This window comes from Dyella agri, from assembly GCF_044904705.1.
GTDB classification, from domain to species: Bacteria; Pseudomonadota; Gammaproteobacteria; order Xanthomonadales; family Rhodanobacteraceae; genus Rhodanobacter_A; species Rhodanobacter_A agri.
The window spans coordinates 24,255-40,714 of the sequence record NZ_JADIKL010000010.1 but is presented as its reverse complement, the minus strand read 5'-3'; the positions used below and the strand labels follow the sequence as shown (position 1 = coordinate 40,714).

The following is a 16,460-nucleotide window of genomic DNA, read 5'->3' as shown; positions in this document are numbered from 1 at the left end:
GGGGAATTCGCCGGGCACGTCACTTGGATGGTTGCCGGGCCGGAAAGATTCAATACCGGTTAGTTCAGTATTAAGTAGCGATTAATTTTTCCGGTGGGAATCGTTCAGAAAAAAGAACGGGCGCCGTTGGCGCCCGTTCTCTGGTTACGCGTCGTGGTCTGACGACTTAGAAGCGGTATTCCGCGCTCAGTGAGTACTTGCTGGTGGCCAGCTGCACGCGCTGATCGCCGTTGTCGGAACCGGCGTAGTAGTCGTAGTTCAGACCCAGGCTCCAGTTCTGGCTGAGGTTGTAGCCCACGCCGGCACCGGCGTAGTACTTGGTGCGCTCGTACTGGCGGAACTCTGGGTTCGGCCCGTTGGTGATGCCTTCGCCCTGGGCGTAGAACAGGCCGCCGCGCACTTCGCCGTACCAATTGGGAGCGAAGCTGTAGCGCAGATCCAGGCCGGCGGTGCTGCCGCGCAGCTTGGACTTGCTGTTGCCGGCGATCTGGTCGGCATACTGGCTCTGGGCGGACAGGCGGCCCAGGTACTGGTAGCCCACTTCCACGCCCAGCGCCGTCTCCGGATTGATCGCGAAGCGGTAGCCACCCTTCACGCCGCCGGCAAACTTGCCGTCGTCGTACGGGCCTTTGCTGACGTTGGCATAGCCGGCGTCGGCGCTGACGTACCAACCCTGCTGGGTGGCGGAGGGAGCCTGGTCCTGGGCGAAGGCGGCCGGGACGGCGACGAAGCCGGCGGCGGCGATGGTGAGAGCGAGCAAAGTCTTCTTCATGGGGAATTCCTCTTGTTCTGGTCAGTCCGCGGCACCTTGGGGAAAGGCTCCGCCGCGGCTCGGCATCCGCTCGTGGGCGGTGCCGGACCATTAGATGGCGACCCAGCTGAAGGAATTCAATACCGGTAAGTTCAGAATTAAGTGAAGGTTAATGTCAAGGCGCATGACGGGTCGTTCGTGCTGTCGGCGCGACAGCCCCGGCCGGATCGGCGACAATGCGCGTTTTTCGCCGTCGCCAGCCCCGGAGAACGTCATGACCACCCGCCGCCAACTCGCCAACGCCGTGCGCGCCCTCGCCATGGACGCTGTGCAGAAGGCCAATTCCGGCCATCCGGGCATGCCGATGGGCATGGCCGACATCGCCGAGGTGCTGTGGAACGACTTCCACCGCCACAACCCGGCCAACCCCCACTGGTTCAACCGCGACCGCTTCCTGCTCTCCAACGGCCACGGTTCGATGCTGCAGTACGCGCTGCTGCACCTCACCGGCTACGACCTGCCGATGAGCGAGCTGGAGCGTTTCCGCCAGTTGCACTCCAAGACCCCGGGTCATCCCGAGGCACACGAGACGGTGGGCGTGGAAACCACCACCGGCCCGCTGGGCCAGGGCATCGCCAACGGCGTGGGCTTCGCGCTGGCCGAGAAGGTGCTGGCCGAGCGTTTCAACCGCCCCGGTTTCGACGTGGTCGACCACCACACCTGGGTGTTCTGCGGCGATGGCTGCCTGATGGAAGGCATCTCGCAGGAAGCGATCTCGCTGGCCGGTACCTGGAAGCTGGGCAAGCTCACCCTGATCTACGACGACAACAACATCTCCATCGACGGCGAGGTGCCGGGCTGGTTCACCGATGACACCGCCGCCCGCTTCGAGGCCTGCGGCTGGCATGTGGTCCGCGACGTGGACGGTCATGACGCGGAGAAGGTCAAGGTCGCGCTGGCGGCCGCCAAGGCCGAAACCGGCAAGCCTTCGCTGGTGATGTGCAAGACCATCATCGGCTTCGGCGCGCCGCACAAGGAAGGCAAGGAATCCAGCCACGGCGCACCGCTGGGCAAGGACGAGGTCGCCGCCGCGCGTGACATGCTGGATTGGCGCTACGCTCCGTTCGAGATTCCCGCCGAGATCTACGCCGGCTGGGATGCGAAGCCGGCTGGCGCGAAGCGCGAGGCCGAGTGGAATGCGCTGTTCGCCGATTACGCCAAGGCGCATCCGGAGCAGGCCGCCGAACTGCAGCGCCGCCTTGCCGCGAAACTGCCGGAGAACTGGGCCGCTGCATCGCAGGCCTGGGTCGAGAAACTGCAGGCCGACGGTCCGGACGTGGCCAGCCGCAAGGCCTCGCAGATGACGCTGGATGCCTACGGTCCGCTGCTGCCGGAGCTGATCGGCGGTTCGGCCGACCTCGCCGGCTCTAACCTCACGATCTGGAAGGGCTCGGTCAGCGTCACCGAGGCCAGCCCGAACGCCAACTACATCCACTCCGGCGTGCGCGAGTTCGGTATGACCGCGATCGGCACCGGCCTGGCGCTGCATGGTGGTTTCATCCCCTATGACGCCACCTTCCTGGTGTTCTCCGATTACGCGCGCAACGCGGTGCGCATGAGTGCGCTGATCCCCGCGCACTCCATCCACGTCTACACCCACGATTCGATCGGTCTGGGCGAGGACGGCCCGACCCACCAGCCGGTGGAGCACCTGGCCAGCCTGCGCTACATCCCGAACAACCGCGTGTGGCGCCCCTGCGATGCGGTGGAGTCGGCGGTGTCGTGGAAGGTGGCGATCGAGCGCAAGGACGGCCCCTCCTGCCTGGTGTTCTCGCGCCAGACGCTGAAGCACCAGCAGCGCGATGCGCAGCAGCTGGCCGACATCGCGCGCGGCGCCTATGTGTTGTCCGACCCGGCGGATACCAAGTTCAAGGCCATCCTGATCGCCACCGGCTCCGAGGTGGAGCTGGCGATGGAGGCAGCGCGCACGCTGGCCCAGCAAGGTCTGCCGGTGCGCGTGGTGTCGATGCCGTGCACCGAAACCTTCGACGCCCAGCCGCTGGAATACCGCGAAGGCGTGCTGCCCGGCTGGTGCCGAGCGCGCGTGGCGGTGGAAGCCGGCATCAGCGACTTCTGGCGCAAGTACGTGGGCCTGGATGGCGAGGTGATCGGCATGACCACCTTCGGTGCTTCGGCACCGGCCGAGCAGTTGTTCGAGTACTTCGGCTTCACCGTGACGAACGTGGTCGATGCAGTGAAGCGCGTCACCGGCTGATTGCCGCGTCCCCGAACAAAAACGCCGCGGAAACCCCGCGGCGTTTTTGTTTGTGGCGCAAGTGTCAGGCCGCCAGCAGGTCTGCGAGATGCTCGGGATCGCGCGCCAGTTCATGCGCGCCGGCCCGCTCCAGTTCCTCGCGGCTGCCGAAGCCCCACAGCACGCCGATGCCGCGCACGCGGTTGGCCACCGCACCTTCGATGTCGAAACAGCGGTCGCCGATCATGGCGGTCTGCCCGGGCGAAGCGGCGAAATCGGCCAGTGCGGCGGCGATCATCGAGGCTTTCTCGCTGTGCGGGCTGGACGGATCCGGGCCGTAGAGGCGCGTGAACGCCTCGCCGAACGGCAGGTGCTCGATGATCGGCCGCGCGTGGCGCTCGGGTTTGCTGGTGACCACGGCCAGGGTGTGGCCGCCCGCCTGCAGTCGTTCGATGGCCGTCGCGATACCGGGATAGACCAGGTGTTCGCGCCAGCCCAACGTGGCGAAGCGCTCGTGGTAGTAGTCCACCGCTGCCTCGACGCGCTCGGCGTCATGGTCGAGCAGCGGCGCGAAGCTATGCCGCAGCGGCGGGCCAATCCATGGACGCAGCTCCGTCGGCGCCGGCACGCCCAGTTTGTCGAAGGCGTACCGGATACAGGCGGTGATGCCCGGCTCGGAATCGATCAGCGTGCCGTCGAGATCGAACAGGCAGAGCATTACTTCGCGGTCCGCGCCTTGAGCGCTGCCACCGCGGGAAGCTCCTTGCCTTCGAGGAACTCGAGGAAGGCGCCGCCGCCGGTGGAGATGTAGGAAACATCGTGCTCGATGCCGTACTTGTCCACCGCGGCCAGGGTGTCGCCACCGCCGGCGATGGAGAATGCGGGCGAGGCGGCGATCGCCCGCGCCAGCGTCTCGGTGCCCCTGCCGAAGGCGTCGAACTCGAACACGCCGACCGGGCCGTTCCACACCACGGTGCCGGCCTTGGCGATCAGGGCGGCGTAGCGCTGCGCGGTCTCGGGGCCGATGTCGAGGATCATCTCGCCGTCGCGCACCTGGTCCACCGGCTTCACCGTGGCCGGCGCGTTGGCGGAAAACTCCGGCGCCACCACCACGTCGACCGGCAGCGGCACTTCGGCGCCGCGGCGCTTGGCGTCGGCGAGCACCTTCTTCGCGGCGTCGACCAGGTCGGGTTCGACCAGCGAGTTGCCCACCGAGTAGCCGAGTGCGGCGATGAACGTGTTGGCGATGCCGCCGCCCACGATCAGCTGGTCCACCTTGCCGATCAGGTTTTCCAGCAAGGTGAGCTTGCTGGAGACTTTGGAGCCGGCCACGATCGCCAGCAGCGGATGCGCCGGGTTCTCCAGCGCCTTGCCCAGCGCGTCCAGCTCGGCCGAAAGCAGCGGGCCCGCGGCGGCGACCGGTGCGTAGCGGATCACGCCGTGGGTTGAGGCCTGGGCGCGGTGCGCGGTGCCGAAGGCGTCCATCACGAAGATGTCGCACAGTGCGGCGTACTTCTTCGACAGCACCTCGTCGTCCTTGCCCTCGCCGACGTTCATGCGGCAGTTTTCCAGCACCACCACCTCGCCGTCGGCGACGTCCACGCCATCGAGATAATCGCGCACCAGGCGCACCGGCTTGCCGAGCTTGTCGCCCAGCCACGCGGCCACCGGCGCCAGCGAGGAGGCTTCGTCGAACTGGCCTTCCTTGGGCCGGCCCAGGTGCGATAGCACCATCACCTTCGCGCCGGCGTCGCGCGCCGCCTTGATGGTCGGCAGGGCCGCGTCGAGGCGCTGGGTGGAGGTGATCCGGCCGTGGTCGTCGATCGGCACGTTCAGGTCTTCGCGGATCAGCACGCGCTGGCCGTGCAGGTCGAGGTCGCTCATGCGGGTGACGGACACGTGGGAACTCCCGGGGTTCGAAAAGGGCTGCCGGCATGGCAGGAACCCCATATTGTCCGGCCCGCCCGGGGGCGATGCAAATTACACTGCAGGTTTCGTATCCCAGGAGCGGGCGCATGTCTTCCAGTCTCGTGCTGTACGGCTACTGGCGCTCCAGCGCCGCCTATCGCGTGCGCATCGCGCTGAACCTGAAGGGCCTGGCCTGGGAGAACCATCCCGTGCACCTGGTGAAGGATGGCGGGCAGCAGCATGCGGCGGACTACGTGGCGATGAATCCGCAGCAGCTGGTGCCCAGCCTGCGCGACGGCGAACAGGTGCTGACGCAGTCGCTGGCGATCGTGGAGTACCTGGAGGAAACCCGCCCCGAACCGCCGCTGCTGCCGGCCGATACGCATGGCCGCGCTCGGGTAAGGGCTTTGGCGCAGCTGGTCGCCTGCGATATTCACCCGCTGGGCAACCTGCGCGTGCTGCAGTACCTGGAGCGCGAGCTCGGCGTCGGCGAGGCGCACCGCGGCGCCTGGTCGCGGCACTGGATCGCCACCGGCTTCGCGGCGCTGGAGACGATGCTGGCCGGCGATGCGGCCACCGGCCGCTACTGCCACGGTGATGCGCCGGGGCTGGCTGATGCCTGCCTGGTGCCGCAGGTGTACAACGCGCGGCGCTGGAAACTGCCAATGGACGACTATCCGACGATTCGGCGGATCGATGCGGCCTGCGCTGAGCTGGAGGCGTTTCGTGTGGCGGCGCCTGAGGCGCAGGCGGATGCGCCTGCGCCGTGACTGGCTGCCGTGTCGGTGGGTAGCAGAGCAAAGCGGCTCAGCTGATGTCGAGAGCGTGCAATCTTGCACGCTCTCGACTCGCAGGCTTCGGCGGATAGCCGAAGCCTGCTCCACCCGCCAATCGCCAGCGATTGGCGGGTGTGCGGGCCGTCCATGGCCCGCTTCTGACAGGCTGCCAGCGGCAGCCTGTCAGAACCCCATGCCGTAAGGGTCGTTGCTACCGCCCATCAGCACGTTGCTGTCCGAATTGCCGCCGCCTTCGGAGAGGCGGATTTTCAGCGCCAGGCCGTCGCGGGAGTCAGCCTTGTTGAGCGCTTCCTCCAGTTCGATGCGGCCTTCCTTGTAGAGCCGGTACAACGACTGGTCGAAGGTCTGCATGCCGTCCTGCAGGCTGCGGTCCATCGCCTCTTTCACCTCGTGGATCTGGCCGCGGCGGATCATGTCGCGGATCAGCGGCGTGTTCAGCAGCACCTCCACCGCGGGTAGACGACGGCCGTCCTTGCCCACCACCAGGCGCTGGCTGATCACCGCACGCAGATTGAGCGCGAGGTTCATCAGCACATTCTTGTGCGCCGACTCAGGGAAGAAGTTGAGGATGCGCTCCAGCGTCTGGTCGGCGTTGTTGGAGTGCAAGGTGGCCAGGCAGAGGTGGCCGGTCTCGGAGAACGAGATCGCCGCTTCCATCGTGTCGGTGTCGCGGATCTCGCCGATCATGATCACGTCCGGCGCCTCGCGCATCGCATTCTTCAGCGCCTCGTGGTAGGTGTGGGTGTCCAGCCCCACCTCGCGCTGGTTGACGATCGACCGCTTGTGCCGGTGCAGGTACTCGATCGGGTCCTCGATGGTGAGGATGTGGCCGGCCGAATGGGTGTTGCGGTGGTCGATCATCGAGGCCAGCGTGGTCGACTTGCCCGAGCCGGTGGCACCAACCACCAGGATCAGTCCGCGCGGCTCCATGATCAGATCACGGAAGATCGACGGCAGCTGCAGCTGCTCGACGTTGGGGATCTCGCTCTTGATCGCGCGGATCACCATGCCCACTTCGCCGCGTTGCTTGAACACGTTGATGCGGAAGCGTCCGGCTTCCTTCACCGCCAGCGCCATGTTCAGCTCCAGGTCGCGCTCGAATTGCGGTACCTGGCCCTCGTCCATGAGCGAGTAGGCGATCTTTTTCACCATGCCGCCGGGCAGTCCGGTATTGCCCAGCGGGTAGAGCTTGCCCTCGACCTTGATGTTCACGGGAGCGCCAGTGGACAGGAACATGTCCGAGGCACCCTTGTCGACCATCAGCTTGAGGAAGTAACCGATATCCACGCCAAATCCCCTGATTGTGCTCATTGCAATGAGCGATTGTGCACGCCCACAATACGCGCAGAAGCTTAATCAGGAATGCGTGATGGTGCACATCTCATCTTCGTCGCCCCGTCGTCCTGCGCCTCCCCGCAGGTCGGTGCGGCAGCCTGCGCTGGCCGGTTTGCTGGCTGGCGCGTTGATTTTGGCCGGCTGCGCCAGCGTGCCGCCGCCGAACGGCGCGATGAACCTGGCGCAATCGCAGCTGCAAGCCGCACGCGACGCCGGGGCGGCCGACTACGACCCGGTGGATCTGGGTTTTGCCCAGGAGAAGTTCCAGCAGGCGCAGGCTGCGATGGCCGACCGCAAGTACGACCTGGCGGCCGATCTGGCGGAGGAGTCGCGGGCCGACGCCGAGCTGGCGCGGGTCAAGGCCAACCTTGGCGCGGCGCGGGCCAAGATCCAGTCCAAGATGAACGCCAACGCTGATCTGCGCGAACAGGGGGCGCAGGCCGCCGCCGCGGCTGCGGCGGAGTTCGCCAAGCCGTTGCCGATGCCGGCCACGGCAGGGTCGGCCCCGACTCCGGCCGGCTCGGGAGCGCTGCCGCCCGCCGCGCCGGTGGAGGACATGCCGGCGCCGTCGGCCACGGTGCTGGCGCCGCCGTCGTCGGGGCAGGGCTTCGAGACGGTGCCTGCGCAAAACCCGCCGTCGAACAACGGTGGCCAGAATTCGAATGAAACGCAGGGCTTCCAGCCTGCGGGAGGCCAGCCATGAAGCGCGTTGTCACCGTGGTTGCGGCCATCGCGATGGCGCTGGGCGTTGCCGTTACCGCCCAGGCGAAGCGCGACGACATCGATGTCAGCCGGCTGACCGGCAATCTTGACCAGCTTGCCAGCGACCCGGTGCTGGGCAATTACGCCCAGGCGGAGCAATCGCTGGCGCGTAACGCGATCGCCCAGCTGGCGCAGGCCAGTTCGCACGAGCGGCCGCATGCGCTGTACGTCGCGGAGCGGCGGGTAGACGTGGCCAGGGCTTCCGCACAGCTGCAGGACGCCCAGGTGAAACTGGCCCAGCTCGATCGCGAGCACGACCAGATCCAGCTGGAAAATACCCAGCGCGAGGCCGAGACGGCCCGTCGCGAGCTGGAACGCCAGCGCCTGCAGTACCAGATGGCCCAGGAAGAAGCGCAACGCCTGCAGGCACAGGGCGAAGCCTATTCGCAGGCCGCCGAGCAGGCCCAGGCCGAAGCGGCCAAGGCGAAGAAGCTGGCCGAGGCGCAGAGCCGGGTGGCCCGCTCCGCCAAGCGCGAGGCTGAACTGGCGGCCAAGGCCGCCAAGGCGATGCGCGCGCAGATGCAGCAGCAGGACAGCGGCGGCAAGCCGTAGCCTTTGCGGTCGCCACCGATCGTGAGAATGAAATGGGCAGCCATGAATGGCTGCCCATTTCATTCAGAGGCTGCTACCGAACCACTTTAAGCACGGCGTCGCGGGAGCGGCGCCGTGCTGTTTCGCGACCACTATCCCGGTGTCTGCTTCGAGGCCATTACCGGTGCAGTGTCGTGGTGCTCCAGCCGATTTTTCGGGGCGGCACAACAAACTGTTTCGACAGCTTTTATACGGATTTCACAACGCTTCGGCAGCCCGCCGCGATCGTCGTCGCGAAGGCTTGCGGCACTTTTCCGGGCGGAGTAGGGTCAACCCCAATGGAGCCGTTTCGCTCCATGACCGCCGGCCCGAACCATGCACCACTTCCCCGCCAGTTTTTCGCCCGCCAACCGGTTTGCCGGCGCGGGCGGGCGAGAGTGTGCGCGTGTGTCCGGGCGGCGCGGGCGCGCCCGTGCGCCCGCATGCTCACTCACGAGGAGGTTGGATCATGTTCGAAAACCAGCAGCGTGATGACGTCGAGGCATTGATGAAGGCCGATGCAGAGTTCCGCCGCCTTTATCAGCACCACCGGGAACTCGACAGCAAAGTGCACGACGCCGAGATCGGCGTGCTCCCGCTCGACGACATCACCCTCGCCAGCATGAAGAAAGAAAAATTGCACGCCAAGACGCGCCTGGAGCGCATGTGGGAGGGGCGCCGCCAGCTTTCCAGTTGAGCGCCCGCTGAACCCCGCAACCACGACGGCCCCGGCAGCTTCCATCCTGGAAGGTGGCCGGGGCCGAGACGTTTCTGCGCGGCCCGTTTGCGGCGCTCGGCTATCATGAGCCCCTTTCCGGTGGTGCTGGCGCGCCACCGGCCTGCCACGCGACGGAGCCCCCATGACAGTTCAGCAGAATGTCCTCGATCTGATCGGACATACCCCGATGCTGCGCGCGCAGCGCCTCGACACCGGCCCGTGCGAGCTGTTCCTGAAGCTGGAGAGCGCGAATCCGGGCGGCTCGATCAAGGACCGCATCGGCTTGTCGATGATCGAGGGCGCGGAGAAGGCCGGCAAGATCAAACCCGGCGCGATCCTGGTCGAAGGCACTGCCGGCAACACAGGCCTGGGACTGGCGCTGGTGGCGCAGGCCAAGGGCTACCGGCTGATCCTCGTGGTGCCGGACAAGATGAGCCGCGAGAAGATCTTCAACCTCAAGGCGATGGGCGCCGAGGTGGTGCTCACCCGTTCGGATGTGGCCAAGGGTCATCCCGAGTACTACCAGGACATGGCCGAGCGCATCGCCCGCGAGACGCCAGGGGCCTACTTCATCAACCAGTTCGGCAATCCGGACAACCCCCGCGCGCACATCGAGAGCACCGGGCCGGAAATCCTCGAGCAGATGGATGGCCGGATCGACGCGGTGGTGGTGGGCTGCGGTTCGTCCGGCACCATGACCGGTCTGTCGCAATACTTCGCCAAGACCTCGCCGCACACCGAGATCGTGCTGGCCGATCCGGTGGGCTCGATCCTCGCCCAATACATCAATGAAGGCACGCTCTCCACCAAATCGGCCAGCTGGCTGGTGGAAGGCATCGGCGAGGATTTCCTGCCGAGCATCAGCGATTTCTCCCGCGTGAAGAAGGCCTACGCGATCACCGACAAGGAGAGCTTCCTCGCCGCGCGCGAGCTGCTGGCGAAAGAGGGCGTGCTGGGCGGTTCCTCCACCGGCACCTTGTTGGCCGCGGCGCTGAAGTATTGCCGCGAGCAGACCCGTCCGAAGCGGGTGGTGACCCTGGTCTGCGACACCGGCAACAAGTACCTGTCCAAGCTCTATAACGATTACTGGATGCTGGACAATGGCTTCCTCGAGCGCGAGCAGCACGGCGACTTGCGCGACCTGTTGCTGCGTCCGTTCGCCAAGCGCGACACCGTGGTGATCGGTCCAAACGAGCTGCTGATCACTGCCTACACCCGCATGAAGCTGTACGACGTCTCGCAGCTACCGGTAATGGACGGCAACAAGCTGGTGGGCATCGTCGACGAGTCGGACGTGCTGCTGCACGTGCATGCCGACGAGTCGCGCTTCCGCGACCCGGTGTCGGTGGCGATGATCAGCGACCTGCAGATGCTCGACGTGCGTTCGCCGATCGAATCGTTGCTGCCGGTGTTCGAGAGCGGCCGCGTGGCGATCGTGATGGACGGCGAGCAGTTCCTCGGCCTGATCACCCGCATTGACTTGCTGAACTGGCTGCGTCGCAAAGTGAACTGAGCCCGGGGTGAACCTGAGCCTGGGGTCGAAAGCCGGTTGAAATGCACGGGCGGCACAGTCGCCGCCTGCGCCCATTCGGGCCGGCATGTATCAAACGACCAGGAGCCTTGCCATGTGTGGAATCGTCGCCGCTGCCGCCCAGCGTGATGTTGCTCCGCTGCTGATCGCAGGTCTCAAGGCGCTGGAATACCGCGGTTACGATTCGGCGGGCCTGGCCGTGCTGCAGGACGGCGAGATCCACCGCGTGCGCGCCAAGGGCAAAGTGCGCGAGATGGAGGCGGAGTACCTGGCCGCGCCGTTCCCCGGTGGTACCGGCATCGCGCACACGCGCTGGGCCACCCACGGCGTGCCGAACGAAGCCAATGCGCACCCGCACGTCGCCGGTCGCGTCGCCATCGTGCACAACGGCATCATCGAGAACTACGCCAGCCTGCGCGAGGAGCTCAAGGCGCGCGGCCACGTGTTCACCTCCGAGACCGATACCGAGGTGATCGCGGCGTTGATCGAGGAACGCATCGCCGGTGGCCTGGGCCTGCGCGAGGCGGTGTTGGCCGTGGTGCACGGGCTGGAAGGCGCTTACGCGATCGCCGTGGTCAGCCGCGACGAGCCTGGCCGCGTGGTGGGTGCGCGGCGCGGTGCGCCACTGCTGGTGGGCGTGGGCATCGGCGAGCATTTCCTGGGCTCGGACGCGCAGGCGCTGATCCAGGTCACCAACCGGATGATCTACCTCGACGAGGGTGACGTCGTCGAGATCACTCGCGAGCGCGCGCAGGTGTTCGGTCTTGACGGCCGCCCGGTCGAGCGTGCGGTGCGCGAGAGCGAGCTATCCGCCGATGCAGTGGAGCGCGGCGAATACCGCCACTACATGCAGAAGGAGATCTTCGAGCAGCCGCGCGCGGTGGCCGACACGTTGGAGTCGCGCCTGGGCGCGAACGGCGTGTTGCCTAATGTGTTTGGCGTAGGTGGCGACGAATTGCTGGCCAAGGTGCGCGGCGTGCACATCATCGCCTGCGGCACCAGCTACCACGCCGGCATGGTGGCGAAATACTGGATCGAGGAATACGCGCACCTGCCGGTGGCGGTGGAAGTGGCCAGCGAGTACCGCTATCGCGAAGCCGTGGTGCCGGAAGGAACGTTGTTCGTGGCCATCTCGCAGTCCGGCGAAACCGCCGACACGCTGGCCGCGATGCGCGAATCGCGCCGCCGCGGCTACCTCGGCACGCTGGCGATCTGCAACGTGCCCGAGTCGTCGGTGGTGCGCGAGGCGGACCTCAAGCTGATGACCCGCGCTGGCCCCGAGATCGGCGTGGCCTCCACCAAGGCCTTTACCACCCAGCTGGCCGCGCTGGCGCTGCTGTCCCTGCAGTTGGCGCGGCAGCGCGGGCTGGACGATGCGCGCTACGCAGACCTGTGTGCGCAACTACAGGCGCTGCCGGGCGCGATCGAACGGGCGTTGGCGCTGGAACCGCAGATTGTGGAACTGGCCGAGCATTTCATCCCGCGCCACCATGCGTTGTTCCTTGGCCGCGGCGCACAATTCCCGGTGGCGCTGGAGGGTTCGCTCAAGCTCAAGGAGATCTCCTACATCCATGCCGAGGCCTATCCGGCGGGTGAGCTGAAGCACGGTCCGCTGGCGTTGGTGGACGAGGACATGCCGGTGGTGGCGGTGGCGCCGAACGGCCCACTGCTGGACAAGCTGAAGTCCAACCTGCAGGAAGTGCGCGCCCGCGGCGGCGAGCTGATCGTGTTCGCCGACAATGCGGCGCCGATGGACGGCAATGCCGCGCGCGGTCACCTGCTGCGTATCGACGCCGGTGGCGAGTTCATCGCCCCGGCGGTGTTCACCGTGCCGCTGCAGCTCCTGGCCTACCACGTGGCCGTGCTGCGCGGCACCGACGTGGACCAGCCGCGCAACCTCGCGAAGTCGGTGACGGTGGAGTAAGTCGCCGGCATCGCGGTGTGCAGATGTTTACCGACAATAAAGTTCGACCCCCCGACAATAAAGTTGAATCTTGGACAATAAAGTTGCGAACTGGCGGCCGCTACCAGTTCGCAACTGGCTTAAGGGCGGCCTTGTACGCTCGGTGGCAACGGTAGCGTCCGCTACCCAAAGCAGACATTCCCTGGACGAAGGCTAATCAGTAGTGCCCTCGCCCCTGGCGGCGTTAGGGCGGGCCCGGATCGGCGTGCGCTATGCTTCTCCGCATCAACAAGCGTCACAGAAGTCATCCGGGTCATGCGCGCTCTAGTTGTCGAGGATCAGGTCCTTGTCAGGGACGCCATCGCGAAACGTCTGCGCGCCTCAGGGCACGCGGTTGACGAAGCCATCGATGGCGCGACTGCCGAATCCTTTGTTCGTTCGTATATCTATGATGTATGGGTCCTGGATCGGCAGCTGCCTGACGGCGATGCGCTTCTCCGTCTAAAGGCATGGCGCGAGCAAGGGCTGACTACACCCGCGCTGTTCCTGACTGCCTTCGACCGCGTGTCTGATCGACTGAGCGGCTTCGAAGTGGGTGGGGACGACTATCTGATCAAGCCGTTCGACATGGATGAGTTGCTGGCGCGTATTGCGGCGATAGCGCGCCGCGGATCGACCATCAGGCCAAGCATTATTCGCATTGCCGACCTCGAGATTGATATCGGTCGCCGCGAAGTCCGACGTTCCGGTATGTCGCTTCCCCTGAGGAACAAGGAATTTGTTGCCCTTCAATTGTTGGCGGAACGTGCGGGTACGGTCGTTTCGCGCGGTGAGTTGATCGCTGGATGCTGGGGCGAGGAGAATCAACCGGCGTCCAATGCCGAAGAGGTGATCATCGCCTCGTTGCGTAGGAAACTTGGTGTACCTCCACTGCTTCGCACGGTGCGTGGCGCTGGATATATCCTCGATGCAGCCGATGGCAAAGCGACCTTATAACGCCGTTTACCAGCGCTTGTACTTGAAGCTCACCCTGAGCTGGGCCCTGGCGTGGATAGTGGGCGTTGCGTCTCTCGGCGTACTGGCCATCCATACGAACCATCGGCTGGGTCAGGCCGCACTCGAAGACATGCTGCGATTGCGGGCGATGGCTGTCTACGGGTTGACCTGGTTCGACGCGCAAGGACGTTTCCATGATGAGCTTCTTCGAAAGGAGCCAGGCATCCTCACGGGTGGCGTGGATATATATGTCATCTCACAGCCTCCCTCCGACCAAGTCCTGCTAAGACCCAAGCGGGCGATCTTCAACTTCAGCTCTCCGGCAGAGTTGGCGAATGCCAATGTGGACGGCGAGGATGGCGTGATCCACGAGGGGCGGGACAACTCGGGCGCTGCCTTCCTGTTCTTGACCACGCCCACCTACGATGACGCCGATCGCGTTGTGGCGACTATCCTGGTGTTGGGTGACCCACGGGCGACCGAAGCGGCGCAGGCGGTATTTACGCGCAATCTGCTGCTTGCCATGACCGGACTTGCTTTGCTGGGTCTCGTGGTTGGCAACCTTCTGGCTCGCCAGGCCCTTCGGCCTGTCGCCGAGACCATGGATATGCGTGAGCGCTTTATCGCGGCGGCCGCTCACGAGCTTCGCGCACCGGTCGCCAATCTGCTCGCCATCTGCGATTCGACGACTTACGGGGACACGTCACTAGAAGACGGCTTTGTGCAGGTTCGCCATGTCGCCAAAGCCAGCGCGGCCATGACTGACAAGTTGCTGTTGCTGGCACAGCTGGAGTCATCAGCCACAGGAATCACGAAGGAGAAAGTCCGACTCGACCTGTTGGTGGAAGCGGCTCTTCCGGAAGAACATGCCATCGTCACGGATCTGGAAGCGTCCGTTGTCGTCGCGGATAAGCGCCTCTTGCAGATCGCGGCGCGGAATCTGATCGAGAACGCGTTGACACATGGGAGCCCCCACGACGACACCGGTGCGTCGGTACGCATAACGGTGCGCCAAGGCACCATCACGATCGAGGATGGCGGTACGGGCTTTTCCGCGGATCAATGGGCGACCGTAAGGGAGCCGTTCCAGAAGTCTCCAGGAAGCCCTGGTTATGGCCTTGGCCTGGCGATAGTGCAGCACATTGCCGAACTTCATGGCGGGCAACTGACCCTGGAAAACCTCGTGCCCCATGGCGCCAAGGCGCGCCTCCGGATCGGCTGAAGGGCGAGCGGACCGCCGATTCGCGGCAACCGGTATTGGGCCAATTATCCCCAGGTGGGCGTCGATCACCGGGCATGAAAGTGGATGCCGCCAGCGCCAGGTTTAAGGATGGCGCGCGTCAGCTCGATATCAGGTTGGCTCCGTAAGGTGCCGGGCGAACCCATCATCTTTTCGGCGCCCACATCGAGGTCCAGCCATGTCACATAACACTACGAGAAGCACACCTGCCCGACGCTCGGTCCTGCTGCTGGCCGCCGTGGTACTTCTGGGCACCGCGTGCGCGAACGCTCAAACCAGGATGCCGCACGAGAACGTCCGGCACGAAGGTACATGGCTGCAGTGGCCACACTCCTACACCTATGGAACCACCTACAGGAACCGCATCGAGTCGACCTGGATCGAGATGACACGGTCCCTCGTAGGCGGCGAAAAGGTTCATATCGTTGCCTACAACGCACGCGAGCAGGACCGCATCGAGCGCTTGCTCATGGATGCCGGCGTATCGCTCGACAAGGTGACCTTCGTCGTTCAACCCACCGACGATGTCTGGGTTCGCGACAATGGCCCGATCTTCGTTGTCGGCCCGGATCAGGCTTTGGCCGTGGAAAACTGGGGCTTCAATGGCTGGGGGCAGAAGGAGCCGTATCAGTTGAGCGCGGAAGTCCCCGCTGTGGTCGCCAGCGAACTGAGGATGCCGACGATCGACCTCCGTGACTATGTGGTTGAAGGAGGCGCGGTAGAAACCGATGGGCGCGGCACCTTCCTGGCGACGCGCAGCTCCATCCTCAATCCAAACCGAAATCCGGACGTGACCGAAGATCAGATGGATGCTGCGCTTTCCGCCAATCTCGGTGTTTCAAACTTCATCTGGCTGGATGGCGTTAAGAATGCTGACATCACCGACATGCATGTCGACGGCTTCGCGCGATTTGCAACCAGCGACACCATTGTCACGATGAGCCAGGGCGATCTTGCTAACTGGGGTCTTTCTGCCCCGGACATCCAGCGTCTTTACTCGGCCACGGACGTCAACAGTGTGCCGTACAAGCTCGTACAACTCCCGCTTACGTCGAAGAACGTAGTCACCACTTACGGGAAGGATCTCGGATATCAGGGGTCGTATGTGAATTTCTATGTGGGCAATGACGTCGTACTGATGCCAACGTACAACGACGCGAACGACGCCGTTGCGAAGGCCATCCTTCAGCAGCTCTTTCCCGATCGCACTGTCGTTGGCATCGACGTGCGAAATCTCTACGCCAACGGCGGCATGATCCACTGCGTCACTCAGCAGCAGCCGGAAGCGGCCTCCCCTTGAGGCACTCGGGGTCCGGTCGCGTGCCAGGTCACCACCTTGAAGGCAGACGATCGCTCGATCACGCACTCTACTTTGGGCAGGCAAGGGGGGGGCGGGCGGGGCTTGATGATCGACGAAGATCTCGACTGGGCTAGCGCTGGCCATGACGTTGGGCGGGCGTGGGAATGGCCAGAGAAGCCATACGTAGACAAGGCTTACGACCGCGCCCGTAGCGACGCGATCGATCAACCGAAAGCTAGCACCTGCATCTTCCGGCGTATGACCAAAGAGCAGTGGCTTCCAGCCCAACGTCCGTTGCAGGTGCCCGGGCTGCCTACGGGCACCACGTTCATCTCCTGAACGGATGCATCCAGGTAAACGGAGCGCTCGTACAGGTTTGAAGTGGTCATGTGACT

At 65.0% G+C, this 16,460-nt stretch carries 14 protein-coding genes; 10 read left to right on the top strand and 4 right to left on the bottom strand.

Annotated elements, in window-relative coordinates:
* Nucleotides 1-166: 166 nt before the first annotated feature.
* Nucleotides 167-772, bottom strand: coding sequence for a porin family protein (locus ISP14_RS15715; protein WP_404541605.1), 606 nt, complete (start codon nucleotides 770-772; stop codon nucleotides 167-169).
* 253 nt (nucleotides 773-1,025) lie between these two features.
* Between ISP14_RS15715 and tkt the strand changes: the two genes are divergently transcribed.
* Nucleotides 1,026-3,026, top strand: coding sequence for a transketolase (gene tkt, locus ISP14_RS15710; protein WP_404541603.1), 2,001 nt, complete (start codon nucleotides 1,026-1,028; stop codon nucleotides 3,024-3,026).
* A 64-nt stretch (nucleotides 3,027-3,090) separates the two neighbouring features.
* On the opposite strand, the gene ISP14_RS15705 is transcribed toward tkt, so the two are convergent.
* A complete protein-coding gene (locus ISP14_RS15705) occupies nucleotides 3,091-3,723 on the bottom strand; it encodes an HAD hydrolase-like protein (protein WP_404541600.1) in 633 nt (210 codons plus the stop codon).
* Nucleotides 3,723-4,904: a phosphoglycerate kinase gene (locus tag ISP14_RS15700; protein ID WP_404541598.1), complete on the bottom strand. Its 1,182-nt coding sequence runs from the start codon at nucleotides 4,902-4,904 to the stop codon at nucleotides 3,723-3,725. The genes ISP14_RS15705 and ISP14_RS15700 overlap by 1 nt, the downstream gene beginning before the upstream one ends.
* Before the next feature lie 116 nt (nucleotides 4,905-5,020).
* Here ISP14_RS15700 and maiA point away from each other — a divergent pair, with 116 nt between their 5' ends.
* Entirely contained in the window at nucleotides 5,021-5,683 is a 663-nt protein-coding gene (maiA, locus tag ISP14_RS15695) for a maleylacetoacetate isomerase (protein WP_404541595.1), read from the top strand.
* A 189-nt stretch (nucleotides 5,684-5,872) separates the two neighbouring features.
* Here the strand turns inward: maiA and ISP14_RS15690 are convergent, their stop codons facing one another.
* The gene (locus ISP14_RS15690) at nucleotides 5,873-6,997 is read right to left on the bottom strand and encodes a PilT/PilU family type 4a pilus ATPase (RefSeq protein ID WP_404541593.1); all 1,125 of its coding nucleotides are present in this window, start codon (nucleotides 6,995-6,997) and stop codon (nucleotides 5,873-5,875) included.
* An 82-nt stretch (nucleotides 6,998-7,079) separates the two neighbouring features.
* Between ISP14_RS15690 and ISP14_RS15685 the strand changes: the two genes are divergently transcribed.
* The 8 genes from ISP14_RS15685 to ISP14_RS15650 all read left to right on the top strand — a co-directional run bounded on the left by ISP14_RS15685 (nucleotide 7,080) and on the right by ISP14_RS15650 (nucleotide 16,065).
* On the top strand, nucleotides 7,080-7,748 hold the full coding sequence (locus tag ISP14_RS15685; protein WP_404541591.1) for a DUF4398 domain-containing protein: 669 nt from the start codon (nucleotides 7,080-7,082) through the stop codon (nucleotides 7,746-7,748).
* Nucleotides 7,745-8,359, top strand: a complete 615-nt coding sequence (locus ISP14_RS15680) for a hypothetical protein (protein WP_404541589.1) — start codon at nucleotides 7,745-7,747, stop codon at nucleotides 8,357-8,359. The genes ISP14_RS15685 and ISP14_RS15680 overlap by 4 nt, the downstream gene beginning before the upstream one ends.
* Nucleotides 8,360-8,846: 487 nt before the next feature.
* Nucleotides 8,847-9,074, top strand: a complete 228-nt coding sequence (locus ISP14_RS15675; RefSeq protein ID WP_330915234.1) for a YdcH family protein — start codon at nucleotides 8,847-8,849, stop codon at nucleotides 9,072-9,074.
* Between the two features lie 163 nt (nucleotides 9,075-9,237).
* Nucleotides 9,238-10,608, top strand: a complete 1,371-nt coding sequence (locus tag ISP14_RS15670; RefSeq protein ID WP_404541587.1) for a pyridoxal-phosphate dependent enzyme — start codon at nucleotides 9,238-9,240, stop codon at nucleotides 10,606-10,608.
* A 112-nt stretch (nucleotides 10,609-10,720) separates the two neighbouring features.
* Complete coding sequence (gene glmS / locus ISP14_RS15665) at nucleotides 10,721-12,550, top strand: glutamine--fructose-6-phosphate transaminase (isomerizing) (protein WP_404541584.1); 1,830 nt, start codon at nucleotides 10,721-10,723, stop codon at nucleotides 12,548-12,550.
* A gap of 294 nt (nucleotides 12,551-12,844) precedes the next feature.
* Nucleotides 12,845-13,525 (top strand): response regulator, encoded by a 681-nt coding sequence (locus tag ISP14_RS15660; protein WP_404541583.1) that lies wholly within the window; start codon nucleotides 12,845-12,847, stop codon nucleotides 13,523-13,525.
* Entirely contained in the window at nucleotides 13,497-14,747 is a 1,251-nt protein-coding gene (locus ISP14_RS15655; protein ID WP_404541581.1) for a sensor histidine kinase, read from the top strand. The genes ISP14_RS15660 and ISP14_RS15655 overlap by 29 nt, the downstream gene beginning before the upstream one ends.
* Nucleotides 14,748-14,943: 196 nt before the next feature.
* Nucleotides 14,944-16,065: an agmatine deiminase family protein gene (locus ISP14_RS15650; RefSeq protein ID WP_404541579.1), complete on the top strand. Its 1,122-nt coding sequence runs from the start codon at nucleotides 14,944-14,946 to the stop codon at nucleotides 16,063-16,065.
* The last annotated feature ends 395 nt before the right edge of the window (nucleotides 16,066-16,460 follow it).